This window comes from Kitasatospora sp. NPDC098652 (assembly GCF_044760155.1).
In the GTDB taxonomy this organism is placed as follows: domain Bacteria; phylum Actinomycetota; class Actinomycetes; order Streptomycetales; family Streptomycetaceae; genus Kitasatospora.
Genome location: NZ_JBIWAQ010000004.1, coordinates 105,476 through 121,265, shown reverse-complemented (window position 1 = coordinate 121,265; position 15,790 = coordinate 105,476). Strand labels below are relative to the sequence as shown.

At 74.1% G+C, this 15,790-nt stretch carries 11 protein-coding genes; 7 read left to right on the top strand and 4 right to left on the bottom strand.

The features are described from left to right. Nucleotides 1–191 precede the first annotated feature (191 nt). The 3 genes from serA (at nucleotide 192) to ACIQWA_RS11355 (ending at nucleotide 5,833) form a co-directional block, all read left to right on the top strand. Nucleotides 192–1,778: a phosphoglycerate dehydrogenase gene (gene serA / locus ACIQWA_RS11365; RefSeq protein ID WP_402481593.1), complete on the top strand. Its 1,587-nt coding sequence runs from the start codon at nucleotides 192–194 to the stop codon at nucleotides 1,776–1,778. A 290-nt stretch (nucleotides 1,779–2,068) separates the two neighbouring features. Then, nucleotides 2,069–2,227, top strand: coding sequence for a hypothetical protein (locus ACIQWA_RS11360; RefSeq protein ID WP_360233010.1), 159 nt, complete (start codon nucleotides 2,069–2,071; stop codon nucleotides 2,225–2,227). Nucleotides 2,228–2,482: 255 nt separating this feature from the next. Next, nucleotides 2,483–5,833, top strand: a complete 3,351-nt coding sequence (locus ACIQWA_RS11355) for a S8 family serine peptidase (RefSeq protein WP_402481023.1) — start codon at nucleotides 2,483–2,485, stop codon at nucleotides 5,831–5,833. A gap of 337 nt (nucleotides 5,834–6,170) precedes the next feature. On the opposite strand, the gene ACIQWA_RS11350 is transcribed toward ACIQWA_RS11355, so the two are convergent. Next, a complete protein-coding gene (locus ACIQWA_RS11350) occupies nucleotides 6,171–8,645 on the bottom strand; it encodes a YfhO family protein (protein ID WP_402481021.1) in 2,475 nt (824 codons plus the stop codon). A 157-nt stretch (nucleotides 8,646–8,802) separates the two neighbouring features. On the opposite strand from ACIQWA_RS11350, the gene ACIQWA_RS11345 reads away from it, so the two are divergent. From ACIQWA_RS11345 to cimA, 4 genes are all read left to right on the top strand, one after another. Continuing rightward, nucleotides 8,803–9,390: a Uma2 family endonuclease gene (locus ACIQWA_RS11345; RefSeq protein WP_402481020.1), complete on the top strand. Its 588-nt coding sequence runs from the start codon at nucleotides 8,803–8,805 to the stop codon at nucleotides 9,388–9,390. Between the two features lie 46 nt (nucleotides 9,391–9,436). Beyond that, nucleotides 9,437–10,474 carry a 3-isopropylmalate dehydrogenase gene (locus ACIQWA_RS11340; RefSeq protein WP_402481017.1) on the top strand — a complete coding sequence of 346 codons (1,038 nt, stop codon included), beginning with the start codon at nucleotides 9,437–9,439 and terminating at the stop codon, nucleotides 10,472–10,474. Nucleotides 10,475–10,689: 215 nt separating this feature from the next. Next, nucleotides 10,690–11,802, top strand: coding sequence for a branched-chain amino acid aminotransferase (locus tag ACIQWA_RS11335; protein ID WP_402481014.1), 1,113 nt, complete (start codon nucleotides 10,690–10,692; stop codon nucleotides 11,800–11,802). A 387-nt stretch (nucleotides 11,803–12,189) separates the two neighbouring features. After that, nucleotides 12,190–13,812 carry a citramalate synthase gene (cimA, locus tag ACIQWA_RS11330; protein ID WP_402481011.1) on the top strand — a complete coding sequence of 541 codons (1,623 nt, stop codon included), beginning with the start codon at nucleotides 12,190–12,192 and terminating at the stop codon, nucleotides 13,810–13,812. A 178-nt stretch (nucleotides 13,813–13,990) separates the two neighbouring features. Here cimA and ACIQWA_RS11325 read toward each other — a convergent pair whose 3' ends face one another. The 3 genes from ACIQWA_RS11325 to ACIQWA_RS11315 form a co-directional block, all read right to left on the bottom strand. Further along, on the bottom strand, nucleotides 13,991–14,575 hold the full coding sequence (locus ACIQWA_RS11325; RefSeq protein ID WP_360233028.1) for an ATP/GTP-binding protein: 585 nt from the start codon (nucleotides 14,573–14,575) through the stop codon (nucleotides 13,991–13,993). Then, the gene (locus ACIQWA_RS11320) at nucleotides 14,556–15,212 is read right to left on the bottom strand and encodes a DUF742 domain-containing protein (RefSeq protein WP_402481007.1); all 657 of its coding nucleotides are present in this window, start codon (nucleotides 15,210–15,212) and stop codon (nucleotides 14,556–14,558) included. Before ACIQWA_RS11320 ends, ACIQWA_RS11325 begins: the two co-directional genes overlap by 20 nt. Nucleotides 15,213–15,373: 161 nt before the next feature. Continuing rightward, a complete protein-coding gene (locus ACIQWA_RS11315) occupies nucleotides 15,374–15,787 on the bottom strand; it encodes a roadblock/LC7 domain-containing protein (protein ID WP_097236138.1) in 414 nt (137 codons plus the stop codon). Nucleotides 15,788–15,790: the final 3 nt, after the last annotated feature.

Below are 15,790 nucleotides of genomic sequence, written 5' to 3'. Positions count from 1 at the left end.
CGGCTGCTCTCGTCCGGGTGATTTCGCCGGACGGGAGCAGCCGGGCACCCAGCCCGTCGATACACTCCGAGTGCGCGTCAGGCCCACAGCGTCGTGCGTCTACTTACGCGGCATGCCACCTTCCCCGCCCTCACACGCCACCTACGTGCGCCGGGGAACCGGACAGTTAAGGACCCACTGTCGTGAGCACTGTGACATCCAGAAGCGCCGTCGTTCTGATCGCCGAAGAGCTTTCGCCCGCCACCGTCGACGCCCTCGGCCCCGACTTCGAGATCCGCCACTGCAACGGCGCCGACCGCACCGAGCTGCTCACCGCGATCGCCGACGTGGACGCGATCCTGATCCGCTCCGCCACCAAGGTCGACGCCGAGGCGCTGGCCGCCGCCCGCAAGCTCAAGGTCGTCGCCCGGGCCGGCGTCGGCCTGGACAACGTGGACGTGTCCGCCGCCACCAAGGCCGGCGTGATGGTCGTGAACGCGCCGACCTCCAACATCGTCACCGCCGCCGAGCTCGCCTGCGGCCTGCTGATCTCCGTCGCCCGCAACATCGCCCCGGCCAACGCGGCGCTCAAGCAGGGCGAGTGGAAGCGCAACAAGTACACCGGCGTCGAGCTGAGCGAGAAGACCCTCGGCGTGGTCGGCCTCGGCCGGATCGGTGTCCTGGTCGCCCAGCGGATGTCCGCGTTCGGGATGAAGATCGTCGCGTACGACCCCTACATCCAGGCCGCCCGGGCCGCCCAGATGGGCGTCAAGCTGGTCTCGCTGGAGGAGCTGCTGGAGGTCTCGGACTTCATCACCGTCCACCTCCCCAAGACCCCCGAGACGATCGGCCTGATCGGCGACGAGGCGCTGCACAAGGTCAAGCCGAGCGTGCGCATCGTCAACGCCGCCCGCGGCGGCATCGTGGACGAGGAGGCGCTCGCCGCCGCCCTGCGCGAGGGCCGGGTGGCCGGCGCGGGCCTGGACGTCTACGCCAAGGAGCCGTGCACCGACTCCCCGCTGTTCGCCTTCGACAACGTGGTCGCCACCCCGCACCTGGGCGCCTCCACCGACGAGGCGCAGGAGAAGGCCGGCATCGCGGTCGCCAGGTCGGTGCGCCTGGCGCTGGCCGGCGAGCTGGTACCGGACGCCGTCAACGTCCAGGGCGGCGTGATCGCCGAGGACGTGCGCCCGGGCCTGCCGCTGGCCGAGAAGCTCGGCCGGATCTTCACCGCGCTGGCCGGCGAGGTGGCCGTCCGGCTGGACGTCGAGGTCCGCGGCGAGATCACCCAGCACGACGTGAAGGTGCTCGAACTGTCCGCGCTCAAGGGCGTGTTCGAGGACGTCGTGGCGGAGACGGTGTCCTACGTCAACGCCCCGCTGTTCGCCCAGGAGCGCGGTGTCGAGGTCCGCCTGACCACCTCCAGCGAGAGCGCCGAGCACCGCAACGTGATCACCGTGCGCGGCACGCTCGGCAACGGCGAGGAGATCGCCATCTCCGGTACGCTGGCCGGCCCCAAGCAGGCCCAGAAGATCGTCGGCGTGGACACCTTCGACGTCGACGTGGCGCTCACCGACCACATGGCCTTCTTCAAGTACGAGGACCGCCCCGGCGTGGTCGGCGTGCTCGGCCGCCACCTCGGTGACGCGGGCATCAACATCGCGGGCATGCAGGTCGCCCGGGACGGCGGCAGCGCGCTCGCCTCGATCACCGTGGACAGCGAGATCCCGCAGGACGTGCTGACGGCGATCGCCGCCGAGATCGGCGCCCGCTTCGCGCGCTCGGTCGACCTGGGCTGACCCCCGCACCGCCCTGACCAGGGCCCGGACCGCCGTTCCAACGGCGGTCCGGGCCCTGCTGCGTCCCCCCGGGTGGCCGCCGTCTCAGATACTAGGAAATCCGAGTATTCGTGCAGACACGGCCGGGGCGGGGTCGTACCGTGGAAGGGCCATACGGTGTGCCGCCCCTGTAGCCAGGGTGTGCGGCCCGTGTGCGCGTGCGCCCCCACGGGCAGGCGATCCCTGCCCCCGCGCGTACCCCTCCCACCCCCTGCCGCGCTTGCCCGCGCGCCGCTTCCAAGGAGCCCGGTATGCCCACCACCGCCGACCGCCACGCCACCACCGCCCCCGCCGCCACCCCCGTCCGCGCCCCGCGCCGCCGCCGGGCCGCCGAGCGGAACCCCTTCGCCGCCGCCGCGCTGCAGCGCTCGCTGGACCGCCGGGACAACGGCGGCGCCACCGGCCACTGAGCGCGGCCGGGGCCGGCCGGCGCCGTCGACCGGCGTTGATCGCCGTCGATCGGCGTTGATCGGACTACTGGGCCGACCGGGCTGACGTCGCGTCACCCCATCGGGTGCGAACGGGACCCGTTCGAGGGAAGTCACTCGCCCCCGTCATCGCGATCATCCTAATTTGGGGCCCCCGGAAGGGTGATCGACGTCCGCGCGGGCGGGCGTCTGCGACACGGTGTGCGGATCAGTCCCCCTCCCGGGGGAGAGTCACCAGTGCGTCTGCCACCCGTCCGCCGACCGGTCGCCCGGATCGGCCTCACGCTCGTCCTGCTGGCCACCGGCGCGGCGCTCGCCGCCACCCCGGCCGCGGGCGGCCCGCCCAGCGCCGGACCGCCCAGCGCGGGACCGCCGGGCCGGACGGCCTCCGTCCTGCTCGAACTCGACACCGAGGCGGCCGGACCGGCCTGGCGCAGCGCCGCCGACGGCGCCCGGCGGGCCCGTCGCTCGCCGGACGCCGTCCGCCGGGAGGCCGCCCGGGCGGGCGCCGCCCAGCGCTCCCGGGCCGGGGACGCGCTCGACCGGCTCGCCGGGGCCGTCCACCGCTCGGCGCCCGCCGCCCGCGAGCTCTACCGCACCCGCACCCTGCTCACCGGCCTGGCGGTCAGCCTCCCCGCCGACCGGCTGCCCGCCCTGCGGGCGCTGCCCGGCGTCCGGGCCGTCCACCCGATCGTGAACAAGCAGCGCGACAACGCCTACTCCGTCCCGCTGACCGGCGCCCCGCAGGTCTGGTCCGGGGACACCGCGCCGGACGGGAACACCGGTCGGGGCGTGCGGATCGGCATCATCGACAGCGGCATCGACTACACCCACGCCGACTTCGGCGGCCCCGGCACCGAGGAGGCCTTCCGCTCCGTCGAGCGCGGCAAGCCCGCCCCGGCCGCGCTGTTCCCCAACGCCAAGGTGGTCGGCGGCAAGGACCTGGTCGGCGACGACTACAACCCCGACCCGGCCGCCCCGAACCACCAGCCGGTGCCGCACCCCAGCGACAACCCGCTGGACTGCGTGCGCAACGGGCACGGCACCCACGTCGCCGGGACGGCCGCCGGGTACGGCGTCACCGCCGACGGCCGCCCGTACGCCGGGCCCTACCGGCCCGGGCTCGACCCGGCCTCGTTCCGGATCGGCCCCGGCGCCGCCCCCGGCGCGCAGCTGTACGCGATCCGGGTGTTCGGCTGCGACGGCTCCACCGACCGGCTCGCCCAGGCCCTCGACCTGGCCGCCGATCCGAACGGCGACGGCGACCTCGGCGACCGGCTCGACGTGGTCAACCTCTCCCTCGGCAGCCGCTTCGGCAGCCCCGACGACGCCGACGCGCTGGCCGTCGACCGGCTCGCCGAACTGGGCACCGTGGTGGTCGCGGCGGCCGGCAACGAGGGCGACGTGTACGGCATCGGCGGCAGCCCCGGCACGGCCGTGCGGGCGGTCACCGTGGCCGCCTCCGTGCACGGGCACGCCGACGTGGACGGCATCACCGTGCTCGCCCCCGCCGCGCAGGCCGGGGTCGTCCCCGGCCACTGGAGCGAGCGCTACCGGGGCTGGACCACCGCCGAGGTGACCGGCGGACTCGCCGTGCCCGCCGACCAGGCGGACGGCTGCACCGAGTTCAGCGAGGCCGACAAGCAGCGCCTCAAGGGCCGGATCGCGGTGCTCACCTGGAACACCCGCGACCCCGACCGGGCCTGCAACTCCGGCCCGCGGGCCGACCACGCCGCCGACGCCGGGGCGATCGGCGCGCTCTACGCCGCCGACACCGACCACCTGGCCGAGATCTCCGGCGACGACCGGATCCCGGCCGTCCTGCTCGGCCGGGCGGACGGCGAACGGCTATTGAAGGCCGCCGCCGACGGGGACGTCCAGGTGCGGCTCGCCGCGCCCGGCAACCCGCTGCACGGCTCGGTCGCGCGGAACCAGCCGGCCCGGGTCGACACCCTCACCGACTTCACCTCACGGGGCATCGGCCTGCCCGGCGTGGTCAAGCCCGACCTCGCCGCCCCCGGGGAGACCATCTGGTCCGCCCTGGTCGGCAGCGGCACCGGCGGCCAGCGCGAGAACGGCACCTCGATGGCCAGCCCGCACGTCGCCGGACTGGCCGCGCTGGTCCGCGCCGCCCACCCGGACTGGCCGGTCGAGCAGGTCAAGGCCGCCCTGATGAACACCGGCACGGACACCTACCTCGGCGACGACCACAGCGGGCCGGTCTACGGGCCCGAGCGCACCGGCGCGGGGCGGGCCCGGGTCGACGGGGCGGTCCGCACCCCGGTGGTGGCCTACGCGGCGGGGGAGGGCGCGGCGCCGGGCGGCGTCGGGGTCTCCTACGGGCCGGTCGAGGTCGGCGGGCCGACCGCCCTGGTCCGTGAGATCGAGCTCGCCAACCACTCGTCCGCGCCGCTGAGTTACCGCACCGGCTACGCGGCCGCCACCGAACTGCCGGGCGCCGCCTTCGAGGTGAGCCCGGGACAGGTGGAGGTGCCGGCCGGCGGCACCGCGCGGGTGCGGGTCACGCTGTCCGTCCCGGGGCGGCTGGGGCGCGTGCCCGATCCGACCATCGACACCGAGCAGGGCGGCCGGGCCCGCAGCTACCGGGGCGAGCTGTCCGGCCGGGTGCTGTTCAGCCCGGTCACCGACCGGGCCCTGCCGCAGCTGCGGGTCCCGGTGTTCGCCGCCCCGCGCCCCACCGGCGACCTCGGCGTCGCCGCCTCCGCCCGGACCGCCCGGGACGGCACCCTGGTCACCCTCGGGGGCCGGGCCGCGCCCGGCGCGGCCCCCGGACTGGTCAGCGCCTTCGCCCTCGGCGGCGAGGGCGCCCGCTGGCCGGACTGCCGGCCCGGCGACGGCAAGGCCGTCGGCCCCGGCGCGGGCATCCGGCCCGAGGACACCGGGGAGTCGGCCGAACCGTCCCAGGAACCCTGCGTCGAACACCCCGGCGACCGGGTCGCGGACCTGCGGGCCGTCGGCGCGGCCGCCGACGCCGACCTGCTGTACGTGGGCGCCCGGCTGTGGGCCCCCGCGGCCACCCCGGTCGGGCTGTACGGGGTGCGGGTGTCGCTGGACACCGACGGGGACGGCGTCACCGACGTGGTCCTCAAGGCCGACCGGCTGCGCGGCAGCGACGTCCTGGTCTCCCGGGCGCTGGACGCCCGCACCGGCGCCGAACTCGACGTCCAGCCGCTGAACGCCCGCTGGGGCGACACCGACACCGAACTGCTGGACAGCGACGTGGTGGTGCTCCCGGTTCGGCTGAGCGCCCTGCCCGGCGTCGGGCCCGGGCACAGCACCGTCCGGTACGGGGTCTGGACCGGCGTGGCCGCCCCCGGCACGCCCGACCCGGCCGACTCCTTCTCCGCGATCGGCCTGCGCGGCACCCGCCCGACCGTCCCGCTGGACGTCCTGCACCCGGCCCTCACCGTGCGGGCCGGCCTCACCGGTCCGGCCGTGATGGCCACCCCGGCGAGCCCCGGCACCCTGCTCGACGTGCACCGCGCGCCCGGCGACGGCTCCCGGCTCCTGCTGCTGTACCACTTCAACCCGGCGGACCGCCGGGCCCAGGTGCTCGACCTGCCGTGACCCGGCGCAGGGGCGGCCCGCCGGAACCTCCGGCGGGCCGCCCCTAGGGCCCGTCTTCAAACCCCCGCCTGCGGGCCGACGCTCCCCCAGCCTTCGGCCGGGAGGTACCCCCAGGGCACGCACCTCGCCGCGTTGTCGTCGGTCGCCGATGGCCCCCAGCCTTCGGCCGGGAGGTGCCCCCACCGCATGGACTCCCTCCTCCGCCTTGCGATGCACGCACCCCAACGCCGCCCCGCCCGCCCTCCGGGCGGACGACCGGGGGTTTGAAGACGGGCCCTGACGCTGTCCGCCCCTCGCGCTGTCCGCCCCTCTCGCTGTCCGCTCAACCGCTGCCCGCTCAGTCCCGGGCGGCCAGCCGGCGTTCGCGGCGCGGGACGCGGGTGGGGCGGCGGGAGAGCCGGGCGAAGACCGCGACCAGGACGAGCACGGCGGCGGTGCCGGTGGCGACGGTGAGGCCCTCGGTGAGGCCGGGCGGGCGGAAGCCGCAGGAGACCCGGCCGGCGCCGCCGCCGAGCGGGACGCCGATCATGCCGAGGACCGGGGTGGGCACGGCAGGGGTGCCGCCGTCGACGGCGCAGGTCCAGCCCTCGGTGGCGGGGACGGAGAACAGCGCGGTGCCGGTGGAGCCGGCCGGCAGGGCGGCGGTCAGGCTGTGGCCGCCGGCCTCGACCCGGGTGGCGCCGGTGGCGGTCAGCCGGGTGACGGCGGCCGCCAGGGCGTCGGCCCGCAGGCAGCCGATCGGGCGGGCGGGGACTTGGCTGACCACGTCCGAGCGCAGGGTCACCCGGACCGTGCCGTCGGCCGGGACGGTCCCCAGCCGGTGCACGGGCACGGCCGTGGTGGGCTGCTCGCCGTCGCTCGGGAAGTCGGTGCCCAGGCCGCTGACCGCGCCGCGGTACCAGAGCGGGTGGATGTACGCCGTCGAGCCCGGGGTGCAGGCGGCCGTGAACACCGTGCCCTCCGCACCGCCCGGCACCGACCAGCCGCTGGTGCCGTGCAGGGTGGGCGCCGGGCCGCCGGCCGGGACGGGCAGCGGGACGTCGTACACCTGGCTGCCGAGCAGCGACTCCTGGCGGGACCAGACCGAGGAGGTGGCCGGCCGGGCGCCCGGCGGCAGCACGGTGACCAGGGGCGGCGCGGGGGCCCGGACGGCGGTGAAGCCCGGGGGCCGCGATGCGTCGTCCAGGTGGGCGCCGACCCCGAACAGCGCCTGGCCGACCGGGTCGGTGACGCCCCCGGTCTGCCGGCCGCCGGCCGTCCAGCCCGCGCCGAGGTCGTGCAGCAGCAGGGCGGCGACGGTCGGCAGGTAGCCGCTGGAGTAGCCGCCGCCCTGGCCGTTCAGCAGCAGCGGGTCGTTGGGGGTGAAGGCGTGCGGGCCGGGGTCGCTGCGCAGGTCCGGCCAGTCGGCGCCGGCCCGTACCGCGGCGTGCCCGGCCCGGACGGCGGCGGGGGAGACGCCGTCGTCCGGGGCCGCGCCGAGCGCCGCGTACCCGGACCAGACCGCGTTGCCGAGCACCGCGCCGCCGATCACCCAGGTGGCCAGCGCCGTCACCCGGCGGTCGGTGTGCCGGCGGTCCAGCGCCGCGAGCGCGGCCAGCAGGACGGCGCCGCCGACCCCCAGCAGCGCCCAGGTGGAGGCGTGCACCGAGCCCCGGGCCGCCGCCAGGGCGGCGATCGCCGCGGTCAGCGCGGCGCCGCCCAGCAGGGTCGTCAGGTCCGGCCGGTGCGCGAGAGACACCCAACCGGCCAGCACCAGCAGCCCGCTGAGCACGAAGGAGACCCGGTACGGCCCGCCGGCCGGGATCGCCAGGCCGTGCCAGACCAGCACCGTCGGGGTCCAGACGAAGCTCAGCACCACCAGCAGCAGCGCCGTGCACCAGGCCGCCCGCTCGCGGACCCGCACCCGGCGGTTGAACGGCAGCCCGCACACCAGCAGCAGGCCGAGCACCCCGATCGCCACGTCCGGCAGCGGCCGGCCGCCGGTGATGGCGGGCAGCAGCTGGGCGAGGTGCCCGTCCAGGCCGGAGGGGCCGAGCGGCTGCACCGGGGACTCCGGCTGGGCGCCGCGGGCGGCCCGGACGGCGACGAACAGCACGGGGGCGGCGAGCAGCACCCCGGCGGTGGTCAGGGTGACCGCCCGCCCGGCCGCCCGGACCCGGTGCCGGAACGCGCGCGGGGTGGCGAACAGCCGTACGGCGAACAGGAGTCCGGCGACCAGGGTGGCCAGCGCCGCGGTGTAGAGGTTGCCCGCCCAGGCGAGCGCGACGCACAGCGCGCCGACCACCCAGCGGCGCTCGTGCAGGCACCAGTCCCCGACCAGGCCGAGCAGCGGCAGCGAGACCAGGCCCCACAGCCACATCGGCGCCCCGCCGCCGATGTCCAGCACCCAGGCGCAGAGCCCGTACCCGACGGCGGCGAACACCCGCAGCCACCGGGGGCCGGGGTGCAGCCGGCCGAGCAGGTGGGCCATCAGGGCGGTGCCCAGGCCGATGGTGGCCAGGGCGACCAGGAAGACGGCGAGTTGCCCCTGGTCGCGGGGGAGGAGCGCGGTCGGCCAGGAGAACGGGTTCATCAGGTAGGCGAAGAAGTCCGCCAGGAACGGGACGCCGTAGCCGCTGTTCCAGTTGAACAGCAGGTCCCCGGTGGCCTGCCCGTGCAGCAGGTCCCACAGGTGCGCGTGGTACGGCACGGCGATCGCGCCGGCCCCGCCCGGCCACCGCCCGCGCACCGCCGCGGCCAATGCGAAAGCACCCATCGCCAGCCCGGCCGCGGCCCCGCAGACCAGCACCTCCCGCCGCCGTTCGGCCTTCACCCACGCGCCCCGTTCTGCCAGGAATCCCGGACCCCGCCACCCTAAGCGCGCCCCCGGCGCACCCCTGGCCACCCGCGCCCCCTCAAAGGAGTGACGCCCGAGGACGCTTTGCCGAGTAGCCTGAGAAGGCCGCCAGGATGCCCGTATGGGAGGAACCATGAGCATCGAGCAGTACCCCGACTGGCTTCGCCCGCCGGTCGGCGGATACACCGCCGAAGACCTGGACCGGCTGCCGGATCTCCCGCCGCACACCGAGCTGATCGACGGGAGCCTGATCTTCGTGAGTCCGCAGACCATGTTCCATATGTCGACGCTCCGGATTCTGGAGTGGGCGCTGGTGGCGGCGGTTCCGCCCGGATGGGCTGTGTGGCGAGAGATGACGGTCACGCTGAACCGGCGCAACAGGCTGGAACCGGATCTTCTGATCGTCGACAAGCGGGCCAACACCAGCCCCAAGGGACGAAAGGTGACCTCCTGCCAACCGGAGGATGTGCTGCTGGCGGTGGAGGTTGTGTCTGAGGAGTCGCAGGAACGTGACCGTGACACCAAGCCCCGGAAGTATGCCGCTGCTGGAATCGCCCACTTCTGGAGGGTCGAGGACGATGACGAGGGCCGCCCGGTCGTCTACGTGTACGAGCTGGACCCGGCCACCAGGGCCTATGGCCTGACCGGCATCTACCACAAGCAGCTGAAGGTCGATCGGCCGTTTCCGGTTGAGGTCGACCTGATCGACCCGTCCGAATAGTGGACGCGAGGTGTCAGTACCTGGGACGCGGGAGTAGGGTCCGAGCATGTCTCGCACCATTCGTCTCGCAGTTGTCCCGGGTGACGGCATCGGCCAGGAGGTGGTGGCCGAAGGCCTCAAGGTCCTCGGCGCCGTGCTCCCCGCCGACGTGAAGCTGGAGACCACCGAGTACGACCTCGGGGCCCGGCGCTACCACCGGACCGGGGAGACGCTGCCGGACGACGTGCTGGCCGAGCTCAAGGCCTTCGACGCGATCCTGCTGGGCGCCATCGGGGACCCGAGCGTCCCGTCCGGGGTGCTGGAGCGCGGGCTGCTGCTCAAGCTGCGGTTCGCCTTCGACCACCACATCAACCTGCGGCCGGGCCGGCTCTTCCCCGGGGTCGCCTCCCCGCTGGCCGGTCAGCCGGCGATCGACTTCGTGGTCGTCCGCGAGGGCACCGAGGGCCCGTACGTCGGCAACGGCGGCTCGCTGCGCACCGGCACCCCGCACGAGGTGGCCACCGAGGTCAGCCTGAACACCGCGTACGGCATCGAGCGCGTGGTGCGCGACGCCTACCGCCGGGCCCAGGCGCGGCCGCGCAAGAAGCTCACCCTGGTGCACAAGAACAACGTGCTGGTGCACGCCGGGCACCTGTGGACGCGGATCTTCGCCGAGGTCGGCGAGGAGTTCCCCGAGGTCACCACCGACTACCTGCACGTCGACGCGGCGACCATCTTCTTCGTCACCCAGCCGGAGCGCTTCGACGTCATCGTCACCGACAACCTGTTCGGCGACATCCTGACCGACCTGGCCGCGGCCGTCACCGGCGGCATCGGCTTGGCTGCGAGCGGCAACATCAACCCGAGCGGCGAGTTCCCGTCCATGTTCGAGCCGGTGCACGGCTCGGCGCCGGACATCGCCGGCCAGGGCAAGGCCGACCCGACCGCCACCGTGCTGTCGGTCGCCATGCTGCTGGAGCACCTCGGCTTCGCCGCCGAGGCCGCCAGGGTCGAGGCCGCCGTCGCGGCGGACCTCGCCGAGCGCTCCGCCGCCCGTTCCACCTCCGAGGTCGGCGACGCGCTCGCCGAGCGAGTAGCCGGCTAGGCCGGCCGGAACCCGAGCGGATCCGGCCGGCCGGGCCGCTCCGCATAACCGCAGTTTGCAGCTCCCCAAGGGGCGGGCAACTGTTCGGCACGGCCCTCTGGATGCGAGTATCGACAGTGGGGCCGTGCCGTTGTGCGTTCGTTCCGGCGTTGGAGAGCCGTATCGTTCCTTCGGCGGTGGCGGCCCGAACGAACCCCACGGTGAAGGAAACAGCCATGAGCACGCCCACCCAGGCGCCCATCACGTTCGACCTCAAGCCCTCCGCCCACCCGCTGTCGGCAGCGGAGCGCCAGGCCCGGCTGACCAACCCCGGCTTCGGCCGCGTCTTCACCGACCACATGGTCACCATCAGCTGGACCGAGGGCCGTGGTTGGCACGACGCGCAGCTGGTCCCGTACGCGCCGGTGGAGATGGACCCGGCGAACATGACCCTGCACTACGGTCAGGCGATCTTCGAGGGCCTCAAGGCCTACCGCCAGGCCGACGGCTCCATCGCGACCTTCCGCCCCGAGGCCAACGCCCTCCGCTTCCAGGCCTCGGCCCGCCGTCTGGCGATGCCGGAGCTGCCGGTGGAGGCCTTCGTCGAGGCGGTCGAGCTGCTGGTCCAGCAGGAGCGGGCCTGGGTCCCGAACGAGCCGGAGCAGAGCCTCTACCTGCGCCCGTTCATGTTCGCCACCGAGGTCGGTCTGGGCGTGCGTCCGGCGAACTCCTACCTGTTCATGATCATCGCCTCGCCGGCCGGCGCCTACTTCCCGGGCGGCGTCAAGCCGGTCTCGGTCTGGCTCTCCAAGGAGTACGTCCGCGCCGCGCCCGGCGGCACCGGCGCCGCCAAGTGCGCGGGCAACTACGCGGCCTCGCTGGTCGCCCAGGCCCAGGCCGCCGAGAAGGGCTGCGACCAGGTGGTCTGGCTCGACGCCGCCGAGCACCGGTGGGTCGAGGAGATGGGCGGGATGAACCTGTACTTCGTCTTCGGTGAGGGCGAGGGCGCGAAGATCGTCACCCCGGAGCTGTCCGGCGCCCTGCTGCCCGGCATCACCCGCGACTCGCTGCTCCAGCTCGCCGCCGACCTCGGCTACGCGGTCGAGGAGCGGAAGATCTCCACCGACGAGTGGCAGCAGGCGAACGCCGACGGCACCCTCACCGAGGTCTTCGCCTGCGGCACCGCCGCCGTCATCACCCCGGTCGGCTCGGTGAAGTCCGCGGCCGCCGACTGGACCGTCGGCACCGGCGAGCCCGGCCCGGTCACCATGGAGCTGCGCAAGGCCCTGCTGGCCATCCAGGGCGGCCAGAGCCCCGACACCCACGGCTGGCTGCACAAGATCGTCTGATTCCGCGGACGCCGGGCACCCCCTCCGGCCTGCCCCGTTCCGCATCGCGAGACGGGCGGGCCGGATCCCGGAGGCTGTGCCAGACTGCGGGCGTGTCCTCGCTTTCGCTGATTATTGGCAGCAGGCGCGCCGGTCCGCAGTGACCGCTCCCGCAGGACCCGATGCGGAGCGACCACGAGCGTCCAGACCCGCGCGCAGACCTCTCGCACCCGCGAGGGGTCTTTTCGCTTTCTGGGCTCCGTCCCGGTGAGCACAGCCCGGACCGGCCGAGGGCCCCCACAAGGGGCCCGGGGACACCGGGGCCGCGCGCGGGATCCTGGACAGTGGAGCCGGGACGAGAAATCCGGCAGAGCAGTACCAACCTCCCCGAACGGAGAACCAGGGGTCATGACCGAGGTCAGCCGTACCGACGACAGCTTCCACGTGTTCGACACCACCCTGCGCGACGGCGCGCAGCGTGAGGGCATCAACCTGACGGTGGCGGACAAGCTGGCCATCGCCCGGCACCTGGACGAGTTCGGGGTCGGCTTCATCGAGGGCGGCTGGCCGGGGGCCAACCCCCGGGACACCGAGTTCTTCGCCCGCGCCGCCGCCGAACTGGAGCTGCGCCACGCACAGCTGGTCGCCTTCGGCGCCACCCGCCGGGCCGGCGGCAAGGCCGCCGAGGACCCGCAGCTGGCCGCGCTGGTCGCCTCCGGCGCGCCGGTGGTCACCCTGGTGGCCAAGGCCCACGACCGCCACGTCGAGCTGGCGCTGCGCACCACGCTGGACGAGAACCTGGAGATGATCCGGGACAGCGTCGAGTTCCTCCGCGGCCAGGGCCGCCGGGTCTTCCTCGACTGCGAGCACTTCTTCGACGGCTACCGGGACAACCGCGAGTACGCCCTCGCCGTGGTGCGCACCGCGCACCGGGCCGGGGCGGACGTGGTGGTGCTGTGCGACACCAACGGCGGGATGCTGCCGGCCGGCGTCCGGGACACCGTCGCGGACGTGATCGCCGCGACCGGCGCCCGGGTCGGCATGCACGCCCAGGACGACACCGGCTGCGCGGTGGCCAACACCCTGGCCGCGGTGGACGCGGGCGCCACCCACGTGCAGTGCACCGCGAACGGCTACGGCGAGCGGGTCGGCAACGCCAACCTGTTCCCGGTGGTCGGCGCGCTGGAGTTGAAGTACGACCGCCGGGTCCTGCCCGCGGGCCGGCTGGCCGAGATGACCCGGATCTCGCACGCGATCGCCGAACTGGTCAACCTGACCCCGTCCACCCACCAGCCGTACGTCGGCTTCTCGGCCTTCGCCCACAAGGCCGGCCTGCACGCCTCGGCGATCAAGGTCGACCCGGACCTGTACCAGCACACCGACCCCGAACTGGTCGGCAACACCATGCGGATGCTGGTCTCCGACATGGCCGGCCGGGCCTCGGTGGAGCTCAAGGGCAAGGAGCTCGGCTACGACCTCTCCACCGACCGCGACCTGGCCGGCCGGGTGGTGGCCAAGGTGAAGGAGCAGGAGAACCTCGGCTACACCTACGAGTCCGCCGACGCCTCCTTCGAGCTGCTGCTGCGCGACGAGGTCCGCGGCAGCCGGGACCGCTTCTACCGCCTGGAGTCCTGGCGGACCATCAGCGAGCAGGGCCCGGGCGGGGTCTCCGGCAACGAGGCCACGGTGAAGCTGTGGGCCAAGGGCGAGCGCCGGATCGCCGTCGGCGAGGGCAACGGTCCGGTCAACGCGCTGGACCAGGCGCTGCGGACGGCCCTGGAGGGCACCTACCCGCCGCTGGCCACCTTCGAGTTGGTGGACTACAAGGTCCGCATCCTGGAGGGCCAGCACGGCACCGGCTCCAAGACCCGGGTGCTGATCGAGTCCACCGACGGCACCGCGAGCTGGTCCACGGTCGGCGTGGCCGACAACGTGGTCGCCGCCTCCTGGCTGGCCCTGGAGGACGCGTACACCTACGGCCTGATCCGGGCCGGGCTGGAGCCGGCGGAGCGCTCGGAGCCGTCCGCCTGACCGCGCCCGGCCCGACGGAGACCCGACGGCGGCCCGACGGCGGCCCGCTGGACCCGAAACGGGTCCGGCGGGCCGCTGCCGTGAGGCACCGCTGCCGTGAGGCACCGCTGCCGTGACGCCCTGCGGCCGTGCGGCGCTGCTGCCGCGAGGCCCCGGCCGTCGCGCCCTCCTGCGCCCCCTAGCGGAGTCGGGCGAGGAGGGCGTGTTCGACGAGGGTGATGAGGGCGCTCTTGGCGCTGTCGCGTCGGCGGGCGTCGAGGGTGATGACGGGGGTGTCGGGGCCGAGTTGGAGGGCTTCGCGGACTTCGTCGGCGGTGTGGGGCTGGTGGCCGTCGAAGCCGTTGAGGGCGACGACGAAGGGCAGGCCGCTGTTCTCGAAGTAGTCGAGGGCGGGGAAGCAGTCGGCGAGGCGGCGGGTGTCGACGAGGACGACGGCTCCGATGGCGCCTCGGACCAGGTCGTCCCACATGAACCAGAAGCGGTCCTGTCCGGGGGTGCCGAAGAGGTAGAGGATGAGGTCTTCGTCGAGGGTGATGCGGCCGAAGTCCATGGCGACGGTGGTGGTCGTCTTGCCGGAGACGTGGCTGATGTCGTCGATGCCGGCGGAGGCCGAGGTCATGACGGCTTCGGTGCGCAGGGGGTTGATCTCGGAGACGGCGCCGACGAGCGTGGTCTTGCCGACACCGAAGCCGCCCGCGATGACGATCTTCGCGGAGGTGGTGGCGCGGGTGGGGGCGGCCGCGTTAGAGCTTGCGAAGTCCACTGAGGACCCTTTCGAGCAGCGTGACGTCGGGCTGGTTTCCGGATTCGCCCCCGGAAGCGGGCTGGTGGATGGCGACGAGGCCGGCCTCGGCCAGGTCGGCCACGAGGATCCGGGCGACTCCCAGGGGAAGTGAGAGCAGTGCCGAGACCTCGGCGACGGACTTGACCTCCGTGCACAGCGTGCAGATCCGCTGGTGCTCGGGGAGGAGGGTGGCCAGACGCTGCGGATCGACGTCGGCGGAGACCAGGGCCTCCAGCGCGAGTTCGTAGCGGGGCCGGGTGCGACCGCCGGTCATGGCGAACGGCCGGATCAGCGGGCCGGAGTCCTGCTCGTCCTCGAACTCCTCGACGTGCCCGGGCTCCTGGGTCGGCCGGTGGCCGGGGTCCTGGGCGGGCACCTGGCCGGGCGGCGTCGGGTAGCCGGGCGGCGGGGTGTCGAAGGCGGGCTGCGGCCGGGCGTACGGGTCGTACTGGCCGTACTGCTCCTCGGGCCGGGCGTACGGGTGCTGCTGGGGCTGCCCGTACTGGTGCCGACCGTACTGCTGACCGTGGCCGGCGCCGGGTGCTCCGAAGGCGTCGTGGCCCGTGCCAGGGTACGGAACGCCGTACTGGCCGCTGCGGTCGTCGGGCGGTGTCACGGTTCCTCTCCTCACAAGGTGCGGCGGTGCGGTGCGGGCTTCGGTACGAGTCCGGAGCCGGTGGTGCGAAGGCCGTACAACGTCCGAACCCGAGCCCGCCGAAGCGGGCCCGGGAAGGACGCGGAGGTACTTCGAATACCTGGACGGTATCCGACGAACCGTCAGTGCAGGAGACTGCCCTGGAGTTCTGCGCGGAGCGCGGGGGTGAGGACGGCGCCGGCCCGGTCGACGAGCAGGGCCATTTCGTACCCGACCAGACCGATGTCGGAGTCGGGGGAGGCGAGGACCGCGAGGGCGGAGCCGTCGCTGATGGCCATCAGGAACAGGAAGCCGCGCTCCATCTCGACGACGGTCTGGTTGACCTCGCCGCCTTCGAAGATCCGGCTGGCGCCGGAGGTGAGGGAGGTGAGGCCGGAGGCGACGGCGGCGAGCTGGTCGGCGCGGTCGCGCGGGAAGCCTTCCGACATGCACAGCAGGAGGCCGTCCGCGGAGACCACCACCGTGTGGGACACCCCAGGGGTGTTGTCCACGAAATTGGTGATCAGCCAGTTCAGGTTCTGTGCGGCCTGGCTCATCTG

What these genes read in the sequence shown, in the direction of transcription:
- ACIQWA_RS11340 (WP_402481017.1), top strand. Translation starts at nt 9,437, where the DNA reads ATGTCTCGCACCATTCGTCTCGCAGTTGTCCCGGGTGACGGCATCGGC.
- ACIQWA_RS11335 (WP_402481014.1), top strand. Translation starts at nt 10,690, where the DNA reads ATGAGCACGCCCACCCAGGCGCCCATCACGTTCGACCTCAAGCCCTCC.
- ACIQWA_RS11360 (WP_360233010.1), top strand. Translation starts at nt 2,069, where the DNA reads ATGCCCACCACCGCCGACCGCCACGCCACCACCGCCCCCGCCGCCACC.
- ACIQWA_RS11345 (WP_402481020.1), top strand. Translation starts at nt 8,803, where the DNA reads ATGAGCATCGAGCAGTACCCCGACTGGCTTCGCCCGCCGGTCGGCGGA.
- cimA (WP_402481011.1), top strand. Translation starts at nt 12,190, where the DNA reads ATGACCGAGGTCAGCCGTACCGACGACAGCTTCCACGTGTTCGACACC.
- ACIQWA_RS11315 (WP_097236138.1), bottom strand. Translation starts at nt 15,787, where the DNA reads ATGAGCCAGGCCGCACAGAACCTGAACTGGCTGATCACCAATTTCGTG.